At 65.0% G+C, this 16,757-nt stretch carries 18 protein-coding genes and 1 pseudogene; 11 read left to right on the top strand and 8 right to left on the bottom strand.

Annotated elements, in window-relative coordinates:
- Positions 1–63: 63 nt before the first annotated feature.
- The 5 genes from mtgA to mpl all read right to left on the bottom strand — a co-directional run bounded on the left by mtgA (position 64) and on the right by mpl (position 6,020).
- Positions 64–795: a monofunctional biosynthetic peptidoglycan transglycosylase gene (gene mtgA, locus ACTHNR_RS22905; RefSeq protein WP_440550503.1), complete on the bottom strand. Its 732-nt coding sequence runs from the start codon at positions 793–795 to the stop codon at positions 64–66.
- Positions 796–867: 72 nt separating this feature from the next.
- Positions 868–1,761 carry a shikimate dehydrogenase gene (aroE, locus tag ACTHNR_RS22900; protein WP_440550506.1) on the bottom strand — a complete coding sequence of 298 codons (894 nt, stop codon included), beginning with the start codon at positions 1,759–1,761 and terminating at the stop codon, positions 868–870.
- A gap of 5 nt (positions 1,762–1,766) precedes the next feature.
- Complete coding sequence (locus ACTHNR_RS22895) at positions 1,767–3,908, bottom strand: ribonuclease catalytic domain-containing protein (RefSeq protein WP_440550501.1); 2,142 nt, start codon at positions 3,906–3,908, stop codon at positions 1,767–1,769.
- Positions 3,909–4,026: 118 nt separating this feature from the next.
- The gene (locus tag ACTHNR_RS22890) at positions 4,027–4,626 is read right to left on the bottom strand and encodes a YqiA/YcfP family alpha/beta fold hydrolase (RefSeq protein ID WP_440550499.1); all 600 of its coding nucleotides are present in this window, start codon (positions 4,624–4,626) and stop codon (positions 4,027–4,029) included.
- Positions 4,623–6,020 (bottom strand): UDP-N-acetylmuramate:L-alanyl-gamma-D-glutamyl-meso-diaminopimelate ligase, encoded by a 1,398-nt coding sequence (gene mpl / locus ACTHNR_RS22885; protein ID WP_440550497.1) that lies wholly within the window; start codon positions 6,018–6,020, stop codon positions 4,623–4,625. The genes ACTHNR_RS22890 and mpl overlap by 4 nt, the downstream gene beginning before the upstream one ends.
- Positions 6,021–6,183: 163 nt before the next feature.
- On the opposite strand from mpl, the gene ACTHNR_RS22880 reads away from it, so the two are divergent.
- The 11 genes and pseudogenes from ACTHNR_RS22880 to ACTHNR_RS22830 all read left to right on the top strand — a co-directional run bounded on the left by ACTHNR_RS22880 (position 6,184) and on the right by ACTHNR_RS22830 (position 14,723).
- Entirely contained in the window at positions 6,184–6,828 is a 645-nt protein-coding gene (locus ACTHNR_RS22880; protein ID WP_440550495.1) for a UDP-N-acetylmuramate--alanine ligase, read from the top strand.
- Between the two features lie 26 nt (positions 6,829–6,854).
- A complete protein-coding gene (locus tag ACTHNR_RS22875) occupies positions 6,855–7,427 on the top strand; it encodes a TlpA family protein disulfide reductase (RefSeq protein WP_440550494.1) in 573 nt (190 codons plus the stop codon).
- Positions 7,428–7,622: 195 nt separating this feature from the next.
- The gene (gene aroQ / locus ACTHNR_RS22870) at positions 7,623–8,078 is read left to right on the top strand and encodes a type II 3-dehydroquinate dehydratase (RefSeq protein ID WP_440550492.1); all 456 of its coding nucleotides are present in this window, start codon (positions 7,623–7,625) and stop codon (positions 8,076–8,078) included.
- A gap of 64 nt (positions 8,079–8,142) precedes the next feature.
- On the top strand, positions 8,143–8,610 hold the full coding sequence (gene accB / locus ACTHNR_RS22865) for an acetyl-CoA carboxylase biotin carboxyl carrier protein (protein ID WP_440550491.1): 468 nt from the start codon (positions 8,143–8,145) through the stop codon (positions 8,608–8,610).
- 122 nt (positions 8,611–8,732) lie between these two features.
- Positions 8,733–10,100, top strand: coding sequence for an acetyl-CoA carboxylase biotin carboxylase subunit (gene accC, locus ACTHNR_RS22860; protein ID WP_440550489.1), 1,368 nt, complete (start codon positions 8,733–8,735; stop codon positions 10,098–10,100).
- 4 nt (positions 10,101–10,104) lie between these two features.
- Positions 10,105–11,052 carry a 50S ribosomal protein L11 methyltransferase gene (gene prmA / locus ACTHNR_RS22855; protein ID WP_440550487.1) on the top strand — a complete coding sequence of 316 codons (948 nt, stop codon included), beginning with the start codon at positions 10,105–10,107 and terminating at the stop codon, positions 11,050–11,052.
- 50 nt (positions 11,053–11,102) lie between these two features.
- A pseudogene (locus ACTHNR_RS22850) lies at positions 11,103–11,171 on the top strand (MJ0042-type zinc finger domain-containing protein); the annotation flags it as partial.
- 435 nt (positions 11,172–11,606) lie between these two features.
- Positions 11,607–12,611, top strand: coding sequence for a DUF3426 domain-containing protein (locus ACTHNR_RS22845; RefSeq protein ID WP_440550504.1), 1,005 nt, complete (start codon positions 11,607–11,609; stop codon positions 12,609–12,611).
- Positions 12,612–12,693: 82 nt separating this feature from the next.
- Positions 12,694–13,194: a thiol peroxidase gene (gene tpx, locus ACTHNR_RS22840; protein ID WP_440550485.1), complete on the top strand. Its 501-nt coding sequence runs from the start codon at positions 12,694–12,696 to the stop codon at positions 13,192–13,194.
- 91 nt (positions 13,195–13,285) lie between these two features.
- Positions 13,286–14,224 carry a carbohydrate kinase family protein gene (locus ACTHNR_RS22835; protein ID WP_440550483.1) on the top strand — a complete coding sequence of 313 codons (939 nt, stop codon included), beginning with the start codon at positions 13,286–13,288 and terminating at the stop codon, positions 14,222–14,224.
- Between the two features lie 22 nt (positions 14,225–14,246).
- Complete coding sequence (locus ACTHNR_RS22830; RefSeq protein ID WP_440550482.1) at positions 14,247–14,723, top strand: glycine zipper 2TM domain-containing protein; 477 nt, start codon at positions 14,247–14,249, stop codon at positions 14,721–14,723.
- Between the two features lie 211 nt (positions 14,724–14,934).
- Here ACTHNR_RS22830 and ACTHNR_RS22825 read toward each other — a convergent pair whose 3' ends face one another.
- From ACTHNR_RS22825 to ACTHNR_RS22815, 3 genes are all read right to left on the bottom strand, one after another.
- Positions 14,935–15,534 (bottom strand): histone H1-like DNA-binding protein, encoded by a 600-nt coding sequence (locus ACTHNR_RS22825; RefSeq protein WP_440550480.1) that lies wholly within the window; start codon positions 15,532–15,534, stop codon positions 14,935–14,937.
- Between the two features lie 19 nt (positions 15,535–15,553).
- Positions 15,554–15,898: a hypothetical protein gene (locus tag ACTHNR_RS22820; RefSeq protein WP_440550478.1), complete on the bottom strand. Its 345-nt coding sequence runs from the start codon at positions 15,896–15,898 to the stop codon at positions 15,554–15,556.
- Between the two features lie 85 nt (positions 15,899–15,983).
- On the bottom strand, positions 15,984–16,757 hold a 774-nt coding region (locus ACTHNR_RS22815; protein WP_440550476.1), incomplete at its 5' end, for a ribonucleotide-diphosphate reductase subunit beta.

The raw sequence follows: 16,757 nt of genomic DNA, 5'->3' as shown, positions 1-16,757 counted from the left end.
GGACGACAATTGAGTCGCGCAGTCGCCGGCCGCATAGCGGCCGGATTCGAATTCAGATCCCGTTCAACGCGGCAATTCCGCGGCGCCCATGCGTCGTGCAATGACGGCGGCGCGCTGCGCAAGGTACGGCGACGAGCGGTGTTGATCGAAGTACTTGGGGCGCGGCAGCATCACGGCTAGCCGCGCCGATTGCCACGCCGTCAATTGCGCAGCCGAGCAGCGATAGTAGTAGCGCGCGGCGGCTTGCGCCCCGTACACGCCGTTGCCCCATTCGACCGAGTTCAGATAAAGCTCGAAAATGCGCTCTTTATCCATCAGAGTCTCGAGCATCCAAGTGACGATCAGTTCTTGCCCCTTGCGGATATAGCTCTTTTGGCGCGATAAAAACAAGTTGCGCGCGAGTTGCTGCGTGATGGTCGACCCGCCGGCGACGATCTTGCCGCGAGCCTTGTTCTTTTCCCACGCCTGCAGGATCGCGTCGGTTTCGTAGCCGTTGTTGTTGACGAAGTTGGCGTCTTCGGAGGCAATGATCGCGCGCTTGAGGTTGCGCGAGATGCGGTCGTAAGGTACCCATTCGCGCTCGATCGACACATCGGGGCGATCCTGCGCGAGCCGCCACGCATCGGCCCGCATGAACGCCGTCGAACGCGGATTGACGACGTTCCACACGGCGATCTGCGCAAAGAAGTACGCCTGCGTCGCCACCCACGCGAACGCGCATACCGCCGCCGCGTAGAACGCCCACCCGGCGATGCCTTTTCCCGTCCGCCCCGTCCGCCTCTTCGCTCTCGTCATCGTTGCGTGTCGATCGTTCGCGCGCTCGCTCTTATTTGTCTTCCCGCGCCCTGTCCGCCTTGGCGCCCGGCGCTACGTCGACGCACCGAGCATGGCCCGCAGCTCGGCCAGCACGGGCGCGCCGTCGGGTCGCACGTTCCGCCATACCCAAAACGATTCGGCGGCCTGCTCGACGAGCATGCCCAACCCGTCCGACGCGCGCGCGCCGAGCGACCGCGCGTGCTGCATGAACACCGTGGGCTGCGCACCGTACATCATGTCGTACGCCAGCGTACCGGGGCCGAAGGCACGGTCGTCGCACTCTGGCAACGCGGCCGTCAGCGATCCCGCCGTCGCATTGACGATGATGTCGTACGGTTGCGGCTCCACGATGTCGGGTGCGCCGCCCGACAGCAGGCAGCCGGCCTCGCGGGCGGCGAACGCGAATTGATCCGCGAGCGTGCTCGCCTTGTGCGCGGTGCGATTGACGATCGTAAGCGCACGCGGGCCACGCTCGAGCATCGGCAGCACGGCGCCGCGTGCAGCACCGCCCGCACCGAGCAGCAGGATACGGGCGCCGGCCAGACGCACGCCGAGATTCGCTTCGATATCGGTGACGAGACCGATGCCGTCCGTGTTGTCGCCATACACGCCGTCCGCGTCGAATCGCAGCGTGTTGACGGCGCCCGCCGCCGCGGCGCGAGGCGAAAGCCGATCGGCGAAGGCGTGCGCCTCGAGCTTGAACGGCACCGTGACGTTGAGCCCTCGCCCACCCGCGGCGATGAACGCGCGCACCGTTTCTGCGAAACCGTCGACGGGCGAGAGCAGACGTCGGTATTCGATGCGCTCGCCCGTTTGCTCGGCGAAACGTGCGTGAATGAGCGGCGATTTGCTGTGCGCGATGGGGTTGCCGATCACCGCATAGAGCGCGTGGCCTGCCGCGGCCGGCTCGATCGGCTCGATACGCGGCGTGGCGCCTTCGCGCATTGCGCTCATTGCGCCACCTGTGCCGAGCGCGGTGCGCCGTCCTGGGCGCCGGAACCACTCGATGCGCTCACGCCGCCGTCGGGGTTGGCGCCCTCGCCGCCTTGGCTCGAATCGGCGTGCGCTTCACCGTTCTGCTCGCCGTCCTGCTCGGCGCCCTCGGCCCGCGCCTCTTCCTCGCTCTGCGCCGATGCGTCGGACGCGTCGATGATTTCGACGTCTTCCTCGTCCTCTTCGGCCGGAGCCGCACCCGGCGCATCGAGCACGCGCAGCGGACGCACCGATGCCTCGATCGTCAACTCATCCACCGACATGACCTCGAGCACGATGCGCGTACCGCGCGCATGCACGCCCAGCCCCGGCACGTGCAACAGCAACGGCACTTCCTCGAGCCGCACGAGGTCGCCCTTGACGACGCTCGCGACGACCTCTTTCTTCTGCTCCTGCGTGAGCCAACGCAAGCACCAGAAGTACTCCATGCGGCGCTGATGATCGGCGTAGGCCGTGTAAGTGTCGTCAAAACCTTGCACGACAGCGAACAAGTCGGCGTCCTTGGGCTTGAACGGCGCAACGAGCTTGGCCGCGACGCCGTGCTCGACGCACGCGAGCAGTTGCCATTGATTCACGAGATCGACGTAGCGCCGCAGCGGCGAGGTGCTCCACGCATATTGCGCAACGCCGAGCCCTTCATGCGGCGCGGCGCTCGTCTGCATGCGCGTGCGCTTCGGACCGGCCGCGGCGAACGTGCGTTGCGTCCGGTAGATGCCGGGCACGCCGTGATCGTGGAGCAGCGCGCCCCAAGTGGAATTGGCCAGAATCGCCAGTTCCGCGACGATCAAATCGAGGGGCGACCCGCGCCGGCGCGGCGTGATCGTCACATGCTCGCCGTCTACGTAAAAGTTGTAGTCGGTGTTGCCGGGCACCTCGCGCCTGAGGCCATAGCCCGCCCGCGCGGCCTGCCGCTTCTCGAACAGCGCTTGAGCAAGCGGCCACAACACCGCGATCTCTTCCTTGTGCGGGTACTCGCCGGTACCGGCCGCGAGCGCTTCCTCGGTCACGCAGGCGTCGAGATGGTTGTGCCGCAAGTTGCTCTTCACGTAGACGCGTTCGGCGTGCGTTTCCGTCGCGACGATCTCCTGCGTGGCGCGATCGACGATGATGTAGAGCGACAGCGCCGGCCTGAGCCCGCCCTCCTTCAGCGTGAAGGCTTCGACCACTTCGTCGGGCAGCATCGTGATCTTGTCGCCGGGCATGTACACCGTGGACAAGCGCGCGCGCGCGATGGCGTCCACGGCGTCGCCGCGCGCGATCCCCAGCGCCGGCGCGGCGATGTGCACGCCCACCCGAACGCGATCCTCGGCGAGCAATTCGACCGAAAACGCATCGTCGATCTCGGTCGTCGTGATGTCGTCGATGGAGAACGCCTGCGCGTTCGCCGTCGGCAAGTCGGCCGACACGGGGGCGGGCGTGACGGGCGGGAAGCCGGTCCCGTGAGGAAAATACTCCGAAAGGAAACGCGCTTCGTGCAGCGCGCGCGCCGAGGCGATTCCGCCGCACTCGAGCATGAGACGAGCCGCCGACACGCCGCGCGCCGCCGCCGCGCCCTCGAGCGCCTTGTATTCGATCGCGTTCTTATCGGGCTTCGTGAGCAAGGTCAGCGCCTTGCCGCGAAGCGCGTCGGGCAGCCGTCCGGCCTTGAGTTCCTCTTCGTACTGCGCCTGCACGAGCGCCTGCTGGCGCTTGCGCTCGAGCGCCGCCAGCGCCATCTTGAGCTGCTCCTCGGGGGCGCGTTGGTACTGCCCGCGGCCCTTGCGCCGGAAGTAGACGGGCGAGCCCTGCATACGCAGCACGAGCGCCGCGCGCTCGACGGGGCCCGATTGGGCGCCGAAATACTCGTTGGCCAACGCCGCGAACGCAAATTCGTCGGCGGGCGCGCACTCCCACAAAAAATCGAGATCGATTTGCTGCGCGGCCGCATCGGCTTCCTGCAACAGCTCAGCCGCGCTCGGCTTGTCGAACTCGATCAGCACATCCTTGGCGCGCACTTTCGTGCGCCGGCCGCCGGGCAGCTCCACTTGAAGCGCATCGCCCTGGCGCGACAGCACGCTGCCCGCCTTCAAACCGCCGGATTCCTCGAAGAAAACGTTCACTCGACACTCTCGTTACGAATTGGCCCTTGCAGTGGGCTGGCGCCGCATGCGGCGCGCCCGCTGCCGATCGATCTTGTTCAGTGGCGCGCGACGCCAGGGCGGCCGCGCCGCCGGCGCGCTACGTGCGCTTGGCGGGCGTCACGCCGCAAAAAGCGAGCACGTCGTCGACATAGTCGGCGAACTCGCTGATGGCGTGATCGCTGCCCTGAATCAGCTTGGTCTCGACACCGGGGTAATGCGCGAGCATTTCGCGGTAGTCGAGCACTTCGTCGCCGGTCGCGGCGATCAAATAATAGCGTTGCGGGCGCGTGACCGACGCCACGCCGAGCGCCCGCAATTCATCCAGATGACGCGGTTCCACGACGATGCTGCCGCCGCCATGCCAGAGCGGCTGCTCGCCTAGATAAGCGGACAAATCGCGCTGGGGCAGCACCGCGGGATTGAGCAGCACCGCGCGCCAGCCATGCTTCTCGGCTAAATGGGTCGCGAAGTAGCCGCCGAGCGAGCTGCCGACGACTGTCACGTCCGAAGAAGCCCCGGCGTTCGACATCGCCTCGGCCACTTGCGCTTCCGCCTCGGCCACCGCCTCGAGCGGCGAGACGGGCAGCATCGGACAGCGCCATTGTCCCGCCAGCCCGAGTTCGGCCACGCGCGCCGCAAGCAGCCGCGCCTTGAACGATCTCGGCGACGAGCGAAAGCCGTGAAGGTAAAGGATCACGCGCCGCCTCGCGTGCGTGCACTAAGCGCGTCCAGCAATTTTTGGTGAACGCCCCCGAAGCCGCCGTTGCTCATGACGAGCACGTGATCGCCCGGACGCGCCGCTTGCGAGACCGCCGATACGAGGGCGTCCAGATCGTCGAAAGCGCGCGCCTTCTCGCCGAGCGGCGCAAGAGCCTCGCCCAGATCCCAGCCGAGCGCGTCGCGTCCGTTCGGCGCGCCGTAGCCGAAAACGAGATCGGCTCCGGTCAAGCTGCTCGGCAGCTGAGCCTTCATGACGCCGAGCTTCATCGTGTTCGACCGCGGTTCGAGCACGGCCAAGATGCGCGTGTGCGTGCCGCCGACGCGCGTGCGCAGCCCGGCGATGGTCGTTTCTATCGCCGTCGGGTGGTGCGCGAAATCGTCGTATACCGTCACGCCGTCGACGCTGCCGCGCATTTCCATGCGTCGCTTGACGTTGCGAAACTGCGCCAGCGAACGCGCGGCTTGCGCGGGCGGCACGCCGACATGGCGCGCCGCCGCAATGGCCGCGAGCGCGTTGAGCCGGTTGTGCTCGCCCTGCACTTGCCAATCGACGGCGCCGACGCGCTCGCCTCGCCAATAGACGGCGAAGCGCTCGTCGATCGGCTCGCCGTCCGCCGCCGGCAACGCGTCCCATCCGCCTTCGACACCGAAGCGCTCCACTTCGCTCCAAACGCCGCGAGCGAGCACGCGTTCGAGCGCCGCTTCGCGCCCGTTGACGAGAAGCCGGCCTATGGAAGGCACGGTTCGGACAAGGTGATGAAACTGCGTTTCGATCGCGGCCAAATCCGGAAAGATGTCGGCGTGATCGAATTCCAGGTTATTCAAGATGGCGGTGCGCGGCCGGTAATGAACGAACTTGGAGCGTTTGTCGAAAAACGCCGTGTCGTACTCGTCGGCTTCGATCACGAAGAAGCTCGAATCGGTCAACCGGGCCGAGACGCCGAAATTGAGCGGCACGCCGCCGATCAGAAACCCCGGATTCAGCCCCGCGTCCTCGAGCAGCCAGGCGAGCATCGAACTCGTCGTGGTTTTTCCGTGCGTACCGGCGACGGCCAGCACCCACTTGCCGGCGAGCACGTGCTCGCCGAGCCACTGAGGGCCCGATACATAGGGCAGACCGCGATCGAGAATGGCCTCCATCAGCGGATTGCCGCGCGAGACGACGTTGCCGACGACGAACAGGTCCGGCTTCAAATCGAGCTGCTCGGCGCCGTAGCCCTCGATGAGCTTGATGCCCTGCGCTTCGAGCTGAGTGCTCATCGGCGGATAAACGCCTGCGTCGCAGCCCGTCACGGTATGTCCCGCGCCGCGTGCGAGCACCGCGAGGCCGCCCATGAACGTTCCGCAGATGCCGAGGATATGAATGTGCATAAAACAGTCGTGCTCGTACCGCGCTTACCGCGAATGCATGGAGGGGGACGCGAACGCCGGCCGGCGTGTCGCGCGAGGCTCGCTATTGTACCCGACGCACCCGACGCGCCCTCGCCGTCCGGGGCGCGCGGGGCGGATGCGGGCGATCTAGTATGATTGCCGGATGGTGCGCAAATCTTTTGTCGACCCGCAGCGCGTGCGGGAGGAAATCGCGATGGCCGCCGCGCGGCTGATCGCGGAGGAAGGGCTCGATTACGCGAGCGCCAAACGCAAGGCGGCGCGGCAAGTCGTCGGGCAAGCGCGTGTCGCCGGCGAATGGCTGCCCGATAACGATCAAATCGAGGAGGAAATCCGCGAGTACCAGTCCCTGTTTCAAGGGGACACGCAGCCGGCGGTACTGCGCCGCTTGCGCGAGATCGCCCTCGAGTGGATGAAACGGCTCGGCCCATTTACCCCCTATCTGACGGGCGCCGTACTCAACGGGACGGCCGGGGAGCACTCGGACATCCATCTGCAGGTGTTTTGCGACAATCCCAAAGAGGTCGCTATTTATCTGCTCAATGCGAATGTGCAGTACGACGTTTCCGAAACCCGCCATTTCGGGGGCCGCGGCGACGTCGAAACGCTGAGCTTTCTTTGGCGCGGCTCGCGCGACGAGGAGAGCGTCGGCATCCACATCGCGTTGTACGATACGGACGACCTGCGCGGGGCGGTCCGGGCGGACGCCCGCGGCCGCACGGCCCGGGCCGGCGTGGGCGCCGTCGAAGCCTTGCTGGCGGATGGGGGCTCCGCGCCACTCCCTAATTGAACGCTCGAGAGTCGATCGACAGCACAATGAAGATGAAATTCACCGTCGCCGCGGTTATCGTCGCGGCGCTTGCGCTCACGCTCGGCTTGGCCGCCCAGCGCTGGTCGCGCACGCCCGCCGAACGAGCCTTAGCCGGCTCTCCGGTTGCCGAAACGGCCACGACCGCCGCCCCCGCGAGGGACGCCGTCGCTCAACTCTTGAGCACGCCCCTGCGAGACGTCGCCGGCAATCCGAAGACGCTCGCGCCGTATAAAGGACAGGTGCTGGTCGTGAATTTTTGGGCGTCGTGGTGCGGCCCCTGCGTCGCCGAGATGCCGGAACTCGTCCGGCTCCACGACGCGTATGCCGGCAAGGGCATCCAGTTCGTCGGAATCGGGGTCGACTCGGCGCAAAACGTCCAGAACTTCCTGAAGAAAGTGCCCGTCGATTACCCCATCCTGGTCAGCGGATTCGGCGGCGTCGACCTCGCGCGCAGCCTTGGCAACGCCGCCGGCGCGCTCCCGTTTACGGTGGTAATTGATGCTAACGGCGTCGTACGGTCGGCAAAATTAGGGCAAATCACGCCGGCCGAATTGACCAAGACACTTGACGCGATTTGAGCAGGGATTAAAGAAAATCAAAAAATACGGCCCGTATAGCCGAAATTGCAGCCGGATGCGCTCACGTTCGCGGCAATTGTCCGCATCGTCGGCCAACGTGCACCGGCATATCGATCGACTTTTTCATCCGCTGCTAGACAAGTTTCGGCAATCGGCGCTAAAGTGCGCGCAATTCCGCGTAAACATAGGCGAACCATGAAACGACTGCTGGTGATGCACGGCCCGAACCTCAACCTGCTAGGCACGCGGGAACCGGAGGTGTATGGGCGGGTGACGCTCCAGCAGATCGATCAGGCGCTCTCGGCGCGCGCGCAGCAGGCGGGCGTCGAGCTGGTCACGTTTCAAAGCAACCATGAAGGCCAGCTTGTCGACCGCATCCAAGCGGCCGCAGCGGAATCGATCGAGTTCGTCTTGATCAACCCCGCCGCGTACACGCATACGAGTGTCGCCTTGCGCGATGCCCTGGCGGGCGTCGGCATCCCGTTCGTCGAAATTCATCTGTCGAACGTGCATCGTCGAGAGCCGTTCAGGCATCACTCGTACTTTTCCGATCTGGCCGAAGGCGTCATCTGCGGGCTGGGTTGGAAGGGCTATCTCTACGCACTCGAGTTCGCGCTCGACCGGCTTTCGTCGCCTAGCGCGCGCGGCTGATTCCAGAACACCAAATCGGCGCCGTCGCGAGTCGGCGCCTCACGCATTAAAGAGGGGATTCCCTATGGATCTACGTAAGCTGAAAACTTTGATCGACCTCGTCTCCGAATCGGGCATCTCCGAACTCGAAGTGACTGAGGGCGAAGGCAAAGTCCGCATCGTCAAGAATGCGCCCCCGGTTTACGTGCAGCAGTCGGCGCCGTACGCGCCGCCTATGACGGCAGCGATCCCCACCGCGGGCGTCGGCGCCCCTGAGCAAGCACCCGCGGCAGCGGCCGCGCCGGCCGCGGCCGTCCAAGGCCATGTCGTCACCTCGCCGATGGTCGGCACCTTCTACCGTTCGCCCTCGCCGGGCGCCGATCCGTTCATCCAGGTGGGCGACACGGTGAAAGAAGGCCAGACGCTGTGCATCATCGAAGCGATGAAGCTGCTCAATGAAATCGAATCCGACAAGGCCGGCGTCGTGAAGGAAATCCTCATCGAGAACGGCCAAGCCGTCGAATACGGCCAGCCGCTGTTCGTCATCGGCTGATCGCAAAGCGGGCCCGCGCGCCATGCGTGTCGCGGGCATGACCGTTTCGCTCGAATGCCGTGCGCCGCCGACACTTCGCGGCCCCACGACGCACGAGCCCTTTATTGCGTCGAACCATCGCCATGTTTGAAAAAATCCTCATCGCCAACCGCGGCGAAATTGCGTTGCGCATCCAGCGCGCGTGCCGCGAGCTCGGCGTCAAGACGGTCGTCGCTTATTCGACCGCCGACAAAGACGCCAAATACGTGAAGCTCGCCGACGAAGCTGTCTGCATCGGCCCGGCGCCGTCGCCGCAGAGCTACCTGAACATGCCCGCGCTCATCAGCGCGGCCGAAGTCACCGATGCCGAGGCGATCCACCCGGGCTACGGCTTTCTTTCCGAGAATGCCGATTTCGCCGAGCGCGTCGAGCAGTCGGGTTTCGCCTTCATCGGTCCGCGCCCCGAAACGATTCGTCTGATGGGCGACAAAGTCACCGCCAAGCAGACGATGATCAAAACGGGCGTGCCTTGCGTCCCCGGTTCGGAAGGCGCGCTGCCCGACGATCCGAAGGAAATCGTCAAGATCGCGCGCTCGATCGGCTACCCCGTCATCATCAAGGCGGCGGGCGGCGGCGGCGGGCGCGGCATGCGCGTCGTCCATACCGAGGCGGCGCTCGTGAACGCCGTCAACATGACGCGCGAGGAAGCCGAACGGGCGTTCGGCAACCCGCAGGTCTACATGGAGAAGTTCCTCGAGAACCCGCGTCACATCGAAATCCAAGTGCTCGCGGATTCGTTCAAGAATGCGCTCTGGCTCGGCGAGCGCGACTGCTCCATGCAACGCCGCCACCAAAAGGTGATCGAGGAAGCGCCGGCCCCCGGCATCGCACGCCGTCTGATAGAACGCATCGGCGATCGCTGCGCCGACGCCTGCAAGAAAATGGGCTATCTCGGCGCCGGTACGTTCGAATTCCTCTATGAGAACGGCGAGTTCTACTTCATCGAGATGAATACGCGCGTGCAGGTGGAGCATCCGGTGACGGAGCTGATCACGGGCATCGACATCGTGCAGGAGCAGATCCGCATCGCCGCGGGCGAGAAGCTGGCGCTGCGCCAGCGCGACATTGCGCTGCGCGGGCACGCGATCGAGTGCCGGATCAACGCCGAAGATCCGTTCCGCTTCACGCCCTCGCCGGGCCGAATCACCTCGTGGCATACCCCGGGCGGCCCCGGCATCCGCGTCGATTCGCACGCGTACAATGGGTATTTCGTTCCGCCGAACTACGATTCGATGATCGGCAAGCTGATCGCCTACGGCGCGACGCGCGAGCAAGCGATCCGCCGCATGCGCATCGCCCTCTCCGAAATGGTGGTCGAAGGCATTCTGACCAACATCCCGTTGCACCGCGAGCTCATGCTCGATGGCGGGTTCGTCGAAGGCGGCACGAGCATTCACTACCTTGAACACCGGCTCGCGGAAAAGCAGCAAGCCGCACCGGAGGAAATCTAAAGTAATGGGCTACCGGGAACTCATCGTCGAACTCGATCGGACGCGCGCCGAAGCGCTGTCCGATGCGCTCATCGAGCTCGGCGCGCTCTCGGTGTCGGTCGAAGACGCCGACGCCGACACGCCCGACGAGCAGCCGCTGTTCGGCGAGCCCGGCCTCACGCCCGAGCAAACGGCATGGCGGCATTCCCGCGTCGTGGCGCTGCTCGCGCCCGGACACGACCCGGCGGTCATCGCCGCTGCGGCCGCCAACGCGGTCGGCCTGCCGTCGACGCCCGCGTTCGACGTACGAGAAGTGCCCGAGCAGGATTGGGTGCGGCTCACGCAGTCGCAGTTCGAACCCATCTCGATCGGCAAGCGGATCTGGGTCGTACCGTCATGGCACGATGCGCCCGATCCGCAGGCGCTGATCCTCGAACTCGATCCGGGCCTCGCCTTCGGCACGGGCAGCCACCCCACCACACGCCTGTGCATGGAATGGCTGGAAGCGTCGGTCGAGCCCGGGCAATCGCTGCTCGATTATGGCTGCGGCTCGGGCATCCTCGCGATACTGGGCAACAAGTGCGGCGCTGCGCCGGTCGTCGGCATCGACATCGATCCGCAAGCTGTCGAGTCGGCGCGCTTGAACACCGCGCGCAATAGCGCCGAAGTCAGCTACGGCTTGCCCGACGCGTGCCCCGACGGGCAATTCGACATCGTCGTCGCCAACATCTTGTCGAACCCGCTCAAGCTGATGGCGTCGATGCTCTGCGCGAAAGTGAAACCCGGAGGACGCATCGCGCTCTCGGGCGTGCTCGCCCGCCAAGCGGAGGAAGTCGCCAACGCTTATCGGCCGTGGATCGACATCGGCGTATGGCGCGAGCACGAGGGATGGGTCTGCCTGACGGGCGTGAAACGCGCCGCCGAACGCGACGGCATTCGGGATGCAGCCGAGGGCCCGGCGGGAAACCATTAGAATACCGCCTATCGATCGATGCACCGGCCTAGCCGGCCTTTCCGCTCACCATGGTTCTAGCCACCCGCTGTCCCCACTGCGAAACGGTTTTCCGCGTGCAGGAAGCCATGCTTGCAGGCTCCGGTGGATTCGCGCGCTGCGGACACTGTCATCAGGTCTTCGACGCCCGGAGCAATCTGCTCGATCCCCATGCCGGGGAGCACGACGCCCCGCACGCGCCGAAGCCTGAAACGCCGTCGCCCGAAATCGAACGCGAGCCTACGCGCGATGACGGTTCGGAATCGGCGGCTGCCGTCGGCGATGAAGTCGGCGTCGAGCATATTGAAGATGTCGCACCCGAAGCCGAACCGGGACGCGAATTCGAGAGCGAGCCGCGCCCGCAATCCGTGGCGCCTGACTTCGAACCACCGCTTGAACCCGAGCCACCGCTTGCGCCCGAACCTCCGTTAAGCGCCGAAGTGCCGCCGCTTGCGGCCCCGGTATTTGCGCCCCAGGCCGAGCATATGGCCGGGGAGCCGGCGCATGAATTGGAGCCTCCGGTCGAGTCGTCCCGAATGGACGAGGAACGCGAGGAACAACGCCCCGAATCCGAAGTCGAGCCGCCGCACGTGGCGACGCCGCCGACAGCGGGCCCGATCGAACCCACGCATGACGAACACGGCGCGGCGAGCGCGCAGCCGACGTGGGCGCAGCACGATCCGCATTGGCATGATGACGAGCCGCGCTTCAACGGCCGCTCACTGTCCGATTCGGACGAGGAGCCGCATTTCGGCGCCGCTCCCGCGACGCAGCCGGAACCGCCTCCGCGGGCCGAGCCCGAATTCGCCGCGCACGGCGACCGGCGCGACGTCGACGAAGCGCAGCTAGAAGACGAACCTCACCTCGAACCGCACCTGCGAACGCGGCTGCAAGCTCAAGCCGAGCGAGAAGCCGAGACCGAACCTCGCTTTGGCGCCGCTGGCGACGAAACGCATATGCGAGCCGCGAGCGTGCCTCCGATCTTCCCCGAACCGGCCGCGTCCGCTGAAGACGAACGCCACTTCGCCGTCACGCGCGAGACCCGCGCAAGGGCGCCGAGCCATGTGTTCGGATACATCGTCGGCGCGGTGATCGCGCTGGCCCTCGTGATCGTCCTCATCGCCCAGCTCGCATGGTGGCGCCGCGAAGCCGTCATGGTCTACTGGCCGGAGTCGCAGCCGCTGTTCGCGCGAGCGTGCGCGCAGTTGGGCTGCCGGCTTTCACCGCCGCGGGACATCGATGGGCTGCAGGTCGAGGCGTCCGATCTACGTCAGGTCGATGGCCCGCACAGGCTCGAATTGCGCGTGCCTCTGCGCAACCGCTACGGCATCGCGCTCGCCTATCCCGCGATCGAATTGACGCTGACCGACAACAAAAACGACATCGCGATCCGACGCGTGCTCTGGCCGCAAGACTATGTGCCGCCGGGCACGCAGATCGCCGCGGGATTGCCGGCGCACGCGACGCAAACGATGATCGTGCGGCTCGACAGCGGCAACGCCATCGCGACGAATTTCCGCGTTCAGATCTTTTACCCGTAGCACATCCGAGGCGACGCCCGTTTCTTTCGGGCGTGCCCCCTTTCGCTGTCGCGACAACCTGAAACGATTCTTCGGAGCTAACATGAGTCAAGTCACCCTGGGCGGTAACCCGATCGAAGTCGGCGGCGCATTCCCGTCGGTCGGCCAAAAGGCGCCTGAATTCTCGCTCATCGGTAAAGATCTGAAGCCGGTGACGCTGGCCGATTTCGCCGGCAAGCGCAAAGTACTGAACATCGTTCCGAGCCTGGACACGCCCACCTGCGCGACGTCCACGCGCAAGTTCAACGAAGCCGCCGCCAAGCTGCAAAACACGGCTGTCATCGTCGTCTCCGGCGATCTGCCGTTTGCCGCGACACGTTTTTGCTCGACGGAAGGGATCGAAAACGTCGTGACGGCGTCGACGTTCCGCGGCCGCGAATTCGCGCAAGCCTATGGCGTCGATGTCCAATCGGGCCCGCTGACCGGCCTGACGGCGCGCGCCGTTGTCGTCATCGATGAGAACGACAAGGTCGTCCATGCCGAGCTCGTCGGCGAAATCAAGAACGAACCGAACTACGACGCCGCGCTGAGCGCGCTCAAGTAAGTCGCATTCGCCGCCGCCGAAGCACGCCGCGCCGCCCGCGCGGCGTTTTCGTATGGCGCCTCTCATACACGCACGAATAGGAATTCCCGCCTTGGCTACGCTGATCTGCGGCTCGCTCGCCTACGACAACATCATGACTTTCCAGGGGCGCTTTCGCGAGCACATCCTTCCCGAGCAGGTTCACATCCTGAACGTGAGCTTCCTCGTGCCGACGATGCGTCGCGAATTCGGCGGCTGTGCCGGCAACATCGCCTATTCGTTGAATCTACTGGGTGGCGACGCGCGCATCATGGCGACGCTCGGCGAAATCGACGGTCAGCTTTATATGGATCGGTTCAAGGCACTCGGGCTCTCGACCGATCATGTGCGAATCGTGCCGGACGCCTATACGGCGCAGGCGATGATCACCACCGATCTCGACAACAACCAGATCGCCGCGTTTCACCCCGGCGCGATGATGCAATCGCATTTGAATGAGGCCGATCGAGCGAGCGACATCACGCTCGCGATCGTCGCACCGGACGGTTACGAGGGAATGGTGCAGCATACGGAAAAGCTGGCCGCGGCCGGCGTGCCGTTCATCTTCGATCCGGGCCAAGGCTTGCCGCTGTTCTCGGGCGAGGCGCTGCGCCGCGCCATTGAACTCGCCACTTACGTGGCAGTCAACGACTACGAGGCAAATCTCGTCAGCAACAAGACGGGATGGTCGCTCGGGGAAATCGCACAGCGCGTGCAAGCGTTGATCGTGACGCGCGGCGAGCAAGGCGCGCAGATTCATCACGCCGGCCAATGCGAGGAAATTCCCGTCGTACCGGCCTCGAAGATCGTCGATCCGACCGGTTGCGGCGACGCATTTCGCGGCGGGCTGCTTTACGGCATCGAACGCGGCCTCGACTGGGCCACGACGGGCCGTCTGGCGAGCCTCATGGGCTCGCTCAAGATCGAGCAACCCGGTCCGCAAACCTATACGCCGACAGCGGTGGAGATCGACCAACGGTTCAAGCAGGCATTCGGCTATAGCCTGCGGTAATACTTTCGTGGAGCAACGGAAAATGAAAACATCGGCTCATATCACGCTGGCCTTGATGCTGGCCGGGTCGCTGGCGGTAACGGGGTGCGCGTACAACAGCAGCTCGCCGGACGTTTATACGGCAGGGCAAGCCCAACGCGAGGAAACGGTTCGCTTCGGCACCGTCGAAAGCGTGCGCGCGGTGACGATCTCGTCGAACGACGGGCAGCCGAGCGGCCTCGGCGCACTCGGCGGCGGTGCGCTCGGGGCGGTCGCCGGCAGCGCGATCGGGGGTGGAAAAGGATCGATCGCCACGGCCATCATCGGCGGTATCGCGGGCGCGGTGGCGGGCAACGCCGTGGAGAACGGCGTCGCCAAGCGCCAAGGCGTCGAGATCACCGTGCGATTGGATAACGGCGACCTGCGCGCCATCACGCAATCGGCCACCGGTGAAATCTTCCAAGCCGGCGACCGCGTCCGGTTGCTCTCGAGCGCCGGCGTGACACGCGTCACGCACTAGTGCGTCGATAACGCGCTTCAAAGGCAAGCCATAAGCGGCTCGCAACCGGCTCGGATGCGAGCGCTCCGAGCGCTTTGCACGCGGCCTTATCGAACCGGCGGCCGTTGCCGTAGCGTATAAAAAAACCCCGCCACCGGCGAACCGGCGCGGGGTTTTTCATCGGCTAGCGGCTGCGCACGACGCCAAGCGTCGCGCTTGCCGCACCGTCCTATTACGGACGGCTGCCGGTCGGGAACGGCCAAGCAGCGGCCGGGTTCAGCGCGGTCTTCACCGTCGAGGCAGGGGCCGTGGAAGCTGCGGCAGGCGCAGGCGCGGCGGCAGGCGCCGCCGCGGCCTTCTTAGCAGCAGCCTTCTTCGCGGGCGCGGCCTTCTTAGCAGGCGCAGCCTTCTTGGCGGCAGCCTTCTTCGCAGGCGCAGCCTTCTTGGCAGGCGCGGCCTTCTTCGCAGCGGCCTTCTTCGCAGGCGCGGCCTTCTTGGCAGCGGCCTTCTTCGCAGGCGCAGCCTTCTTGGCAGCAACCTTCTTCACTGCTGCCTTCTTGGCCGGTGCGGCCTTCTTCGCCGCAACCTTCTTCACTGCCGCCTTCTTGGCCGGCGCTGCCTTCTTTGCCGCAACCTTCTTCACTGCCGCCTTCTTGGCCGGCGCTGCTTTCTTCGCCGCGACCTTCTTCACCGCGACCTTCTTGGCTGCGACCTTCTTCGCCGGCGCTGCCTTCTTAGCCGGCGCCGCCTTCTTAGCCGCGACCTTCTTCACTGCTGCTTTCTTGGCCGGAGCGGCTTTCTTAGCGGCGGGTTTCTTCTTGGCTGTTGCCATTGTTTTCTCCTTCAGGTTTTCAGATGAGTAAGTTTCGAACTACACCCTCTTCAAACCCGCTTCCCGCTGCGCGCCGATAGTCATGCGACCGGCGCGCGCTGCGAAGCGGGCTATTCATCGGCGTACGCAAAAACCTAGTGCTTACGCTAATGAATGCGGTAAGGCGTGCCGCGCCCGAAGGCCCAGCACGCCGGATCGTTTCGGCCGGCGAGCGCCCAGCGCTCGCACAGCCCGATATTCGCTCGTGACAAGCCGACGGCAAGGCCGCCGGCTTTTTCAGGGGGTAGTTCGCCCATCCCACCGAAGGGTTCGCAAAGTGCCTGTCATGTTTGTGGGCGGTTGCACCGCCGGGCACGCTTTGCATTAGGCGTTCTTGCTCCTTACCTTATCCGCCGCCGCGATTGTCGCGGCGGCGCCCCATCAACATTCATCGCATCGGCCAGCACGCGTCATTCCCAGGACAGCGCACCACCGGTTTGGTATTCGATTACTCGCGTCTCGAAGAAGTTACGTTCCTTCTTCAGGTCGATCATCTCGCTCATCCACGGGAACGGGTTCTCCTCGTTCGGGAACAGAGGATCGAGGCCGATCTGCTGGCAACGCCGGTTGCAGATGAAACGCAGATAGCTCTTGAACATCGACGCGTTCAATCCCAGCACGCCGCGCGGCATCGTGTCCTCGGCGTAGCGATACTCGAGTTCGACCGCGTGCTTGAACAGCTCGCGAATCTCTTCACGGAATTCGCGCGTCCACAGGTGCGGGTTCTCGAGTTTGATCTGGTTGATGAGGTCGATGCCGAAGTTACAGTGCATCGACTCGTCGCGCAAAATGTATTGATACTGCTCGGCGGCGCCCGTCATCTTGTTCTGACGACCGAGCGCGAGAATTTGCGTAAACCCGACGTAGAAGAACAGCCCTTCCATGACGCAGGCGAACACGATGAGCGACTTGAGCAACTTCTGGTCCGCGTCCAGCGTGCCCGTCTTGAACGCCGGGTCGGTCAGCGTGTGGATGAACGGGATCAGGAACTCGTCCTTGTCGCGGATCGAGGTGACCTCGTGATACGCGTTGAAGATCTCGCCTTCGTCCAGGCCGAGCGATTCGACGATGTATTGGTACGCGTGCGTGTGGATCGCTTCCTCGAACGCCTGACGCAGCAGGAACTGACGGCACTCGGGCGCCGTGATGTGCCGGTAGGTGCCGAGCACGATGTTGTTCGCGGC

It is taken from the genome of Trinickia sp. (genome assembly GCF_051954495.1).
In the GTDB taxonomy this organism is placed as follows: domain Bacteria; phylum Pseudomonadota; class Gammaproteobacteria; order Burkholderiales; family Burkholderiaceae; genus Trinickia.
Note: the sequence above shows the minus strand (reverse complement) of the source record. Positions and strands in the feature narration are given on the sequence as shown.

Excerpts from the sequence above, each read along its gene's own strand:
- prmA (WP_440550487.1), top strand. The coding sequence starts at position 10,105 with ATGGGCTACCGGGAACTCATCGTCGAACTCGATCGGACGCGCGCCGAA.
- mtgA (WP_440550503.1), bottom strand. The coding sequence starts at position 795 with ATGACGAGAGCGAAGAGGCGGACGGGGCGGACGGGAAAAGGCATCGCC.
- aroE (WP_440550506.1), bottom strand. The coding sequence starts at position 1,761 with ATGCGCGAAGGCGCCACGCCGCGTATCGAGCCGATCGAGCCGGCCGCG.
- ACTHNR_RS22880 (WP_440550495.1), top strand. The coding sequence starts at position 6,184 with ATGGTGCGCAAATCTTTTGTCGACCCGCAGCGCGTGCGGGAGGAAATC.
- ACTHNR_RS22845 (WP_440550504.1), top strand. The coding sequence starts at position 11,607 with ATGGACGAGGAACGCGAGGAACAACGCCCCGAATCCGAAGTCGAGCCG.
- aroQ (WP_440550492.1), top strand. The coding sequence starts at position 7,623 with ATGAAACGACTGCTGGTGATGCACGGCCCGAACCTCAACCTGCTAGGC.
- mpl (WP_440550497.1), bottom strand. The coding sequence starts at position 6,020 with ATGCACATTCATATCCTCGGCATCTGCGGAACGTTCATGGGCGGCCTC.
- ACTHNR_RS22825 (WP_440550480.1), bottom strand. The coding sequence starts at position 15,534 with ATGGCAACAGCCAAGAAGAAACCCGCCGCTAAGAAAGCCGCTCCGGCC.
- ACTHNR_RS22820 (WP_440550478.1), bottom strand. The coding sequence starts at position 15,898 with ATGCAAAGCGTGCCCGGCGGTGCAACCGCCCACAAACATGACAGGCAC.
- accC (WP_440550489.1), top strand. The coding sequence starts at position 8,733 with ATGTTTGAAAAAATCCTCATCGCCAACCGCGGCGAAATTGCGTTGCGC.
- tpx (WP_440550485.1), top strand. The coding sequence starts at position 12,694 with ATGAGTCAAGTCACCCTGGGCGGTAACCCGATCGAAGTCGGCGGCGCA.
- accB (WP_440550491.1), top strand. The coding sequence starts at position 8,143 with ATGGATCTACGTAAGCTGAAAACTTTGATCGACCTCGTCTCCGAATCG.
- ACTHNR_RS22875 (WP_440550494.1), top strand. The coding sequence starts at position 6,855 with ATGAAGATGAAATTCACCGTCGCCGCGGTTATCGTCGCGGCGCTTGCG.
- ACTHNR_RS22830 (WP_440550482.1), top strand. The coding sequence starts at position 14,247 with ATGAAAACATCGGCTCATATCACGCTGGCCTTGATGCTGGCCGGGTCG.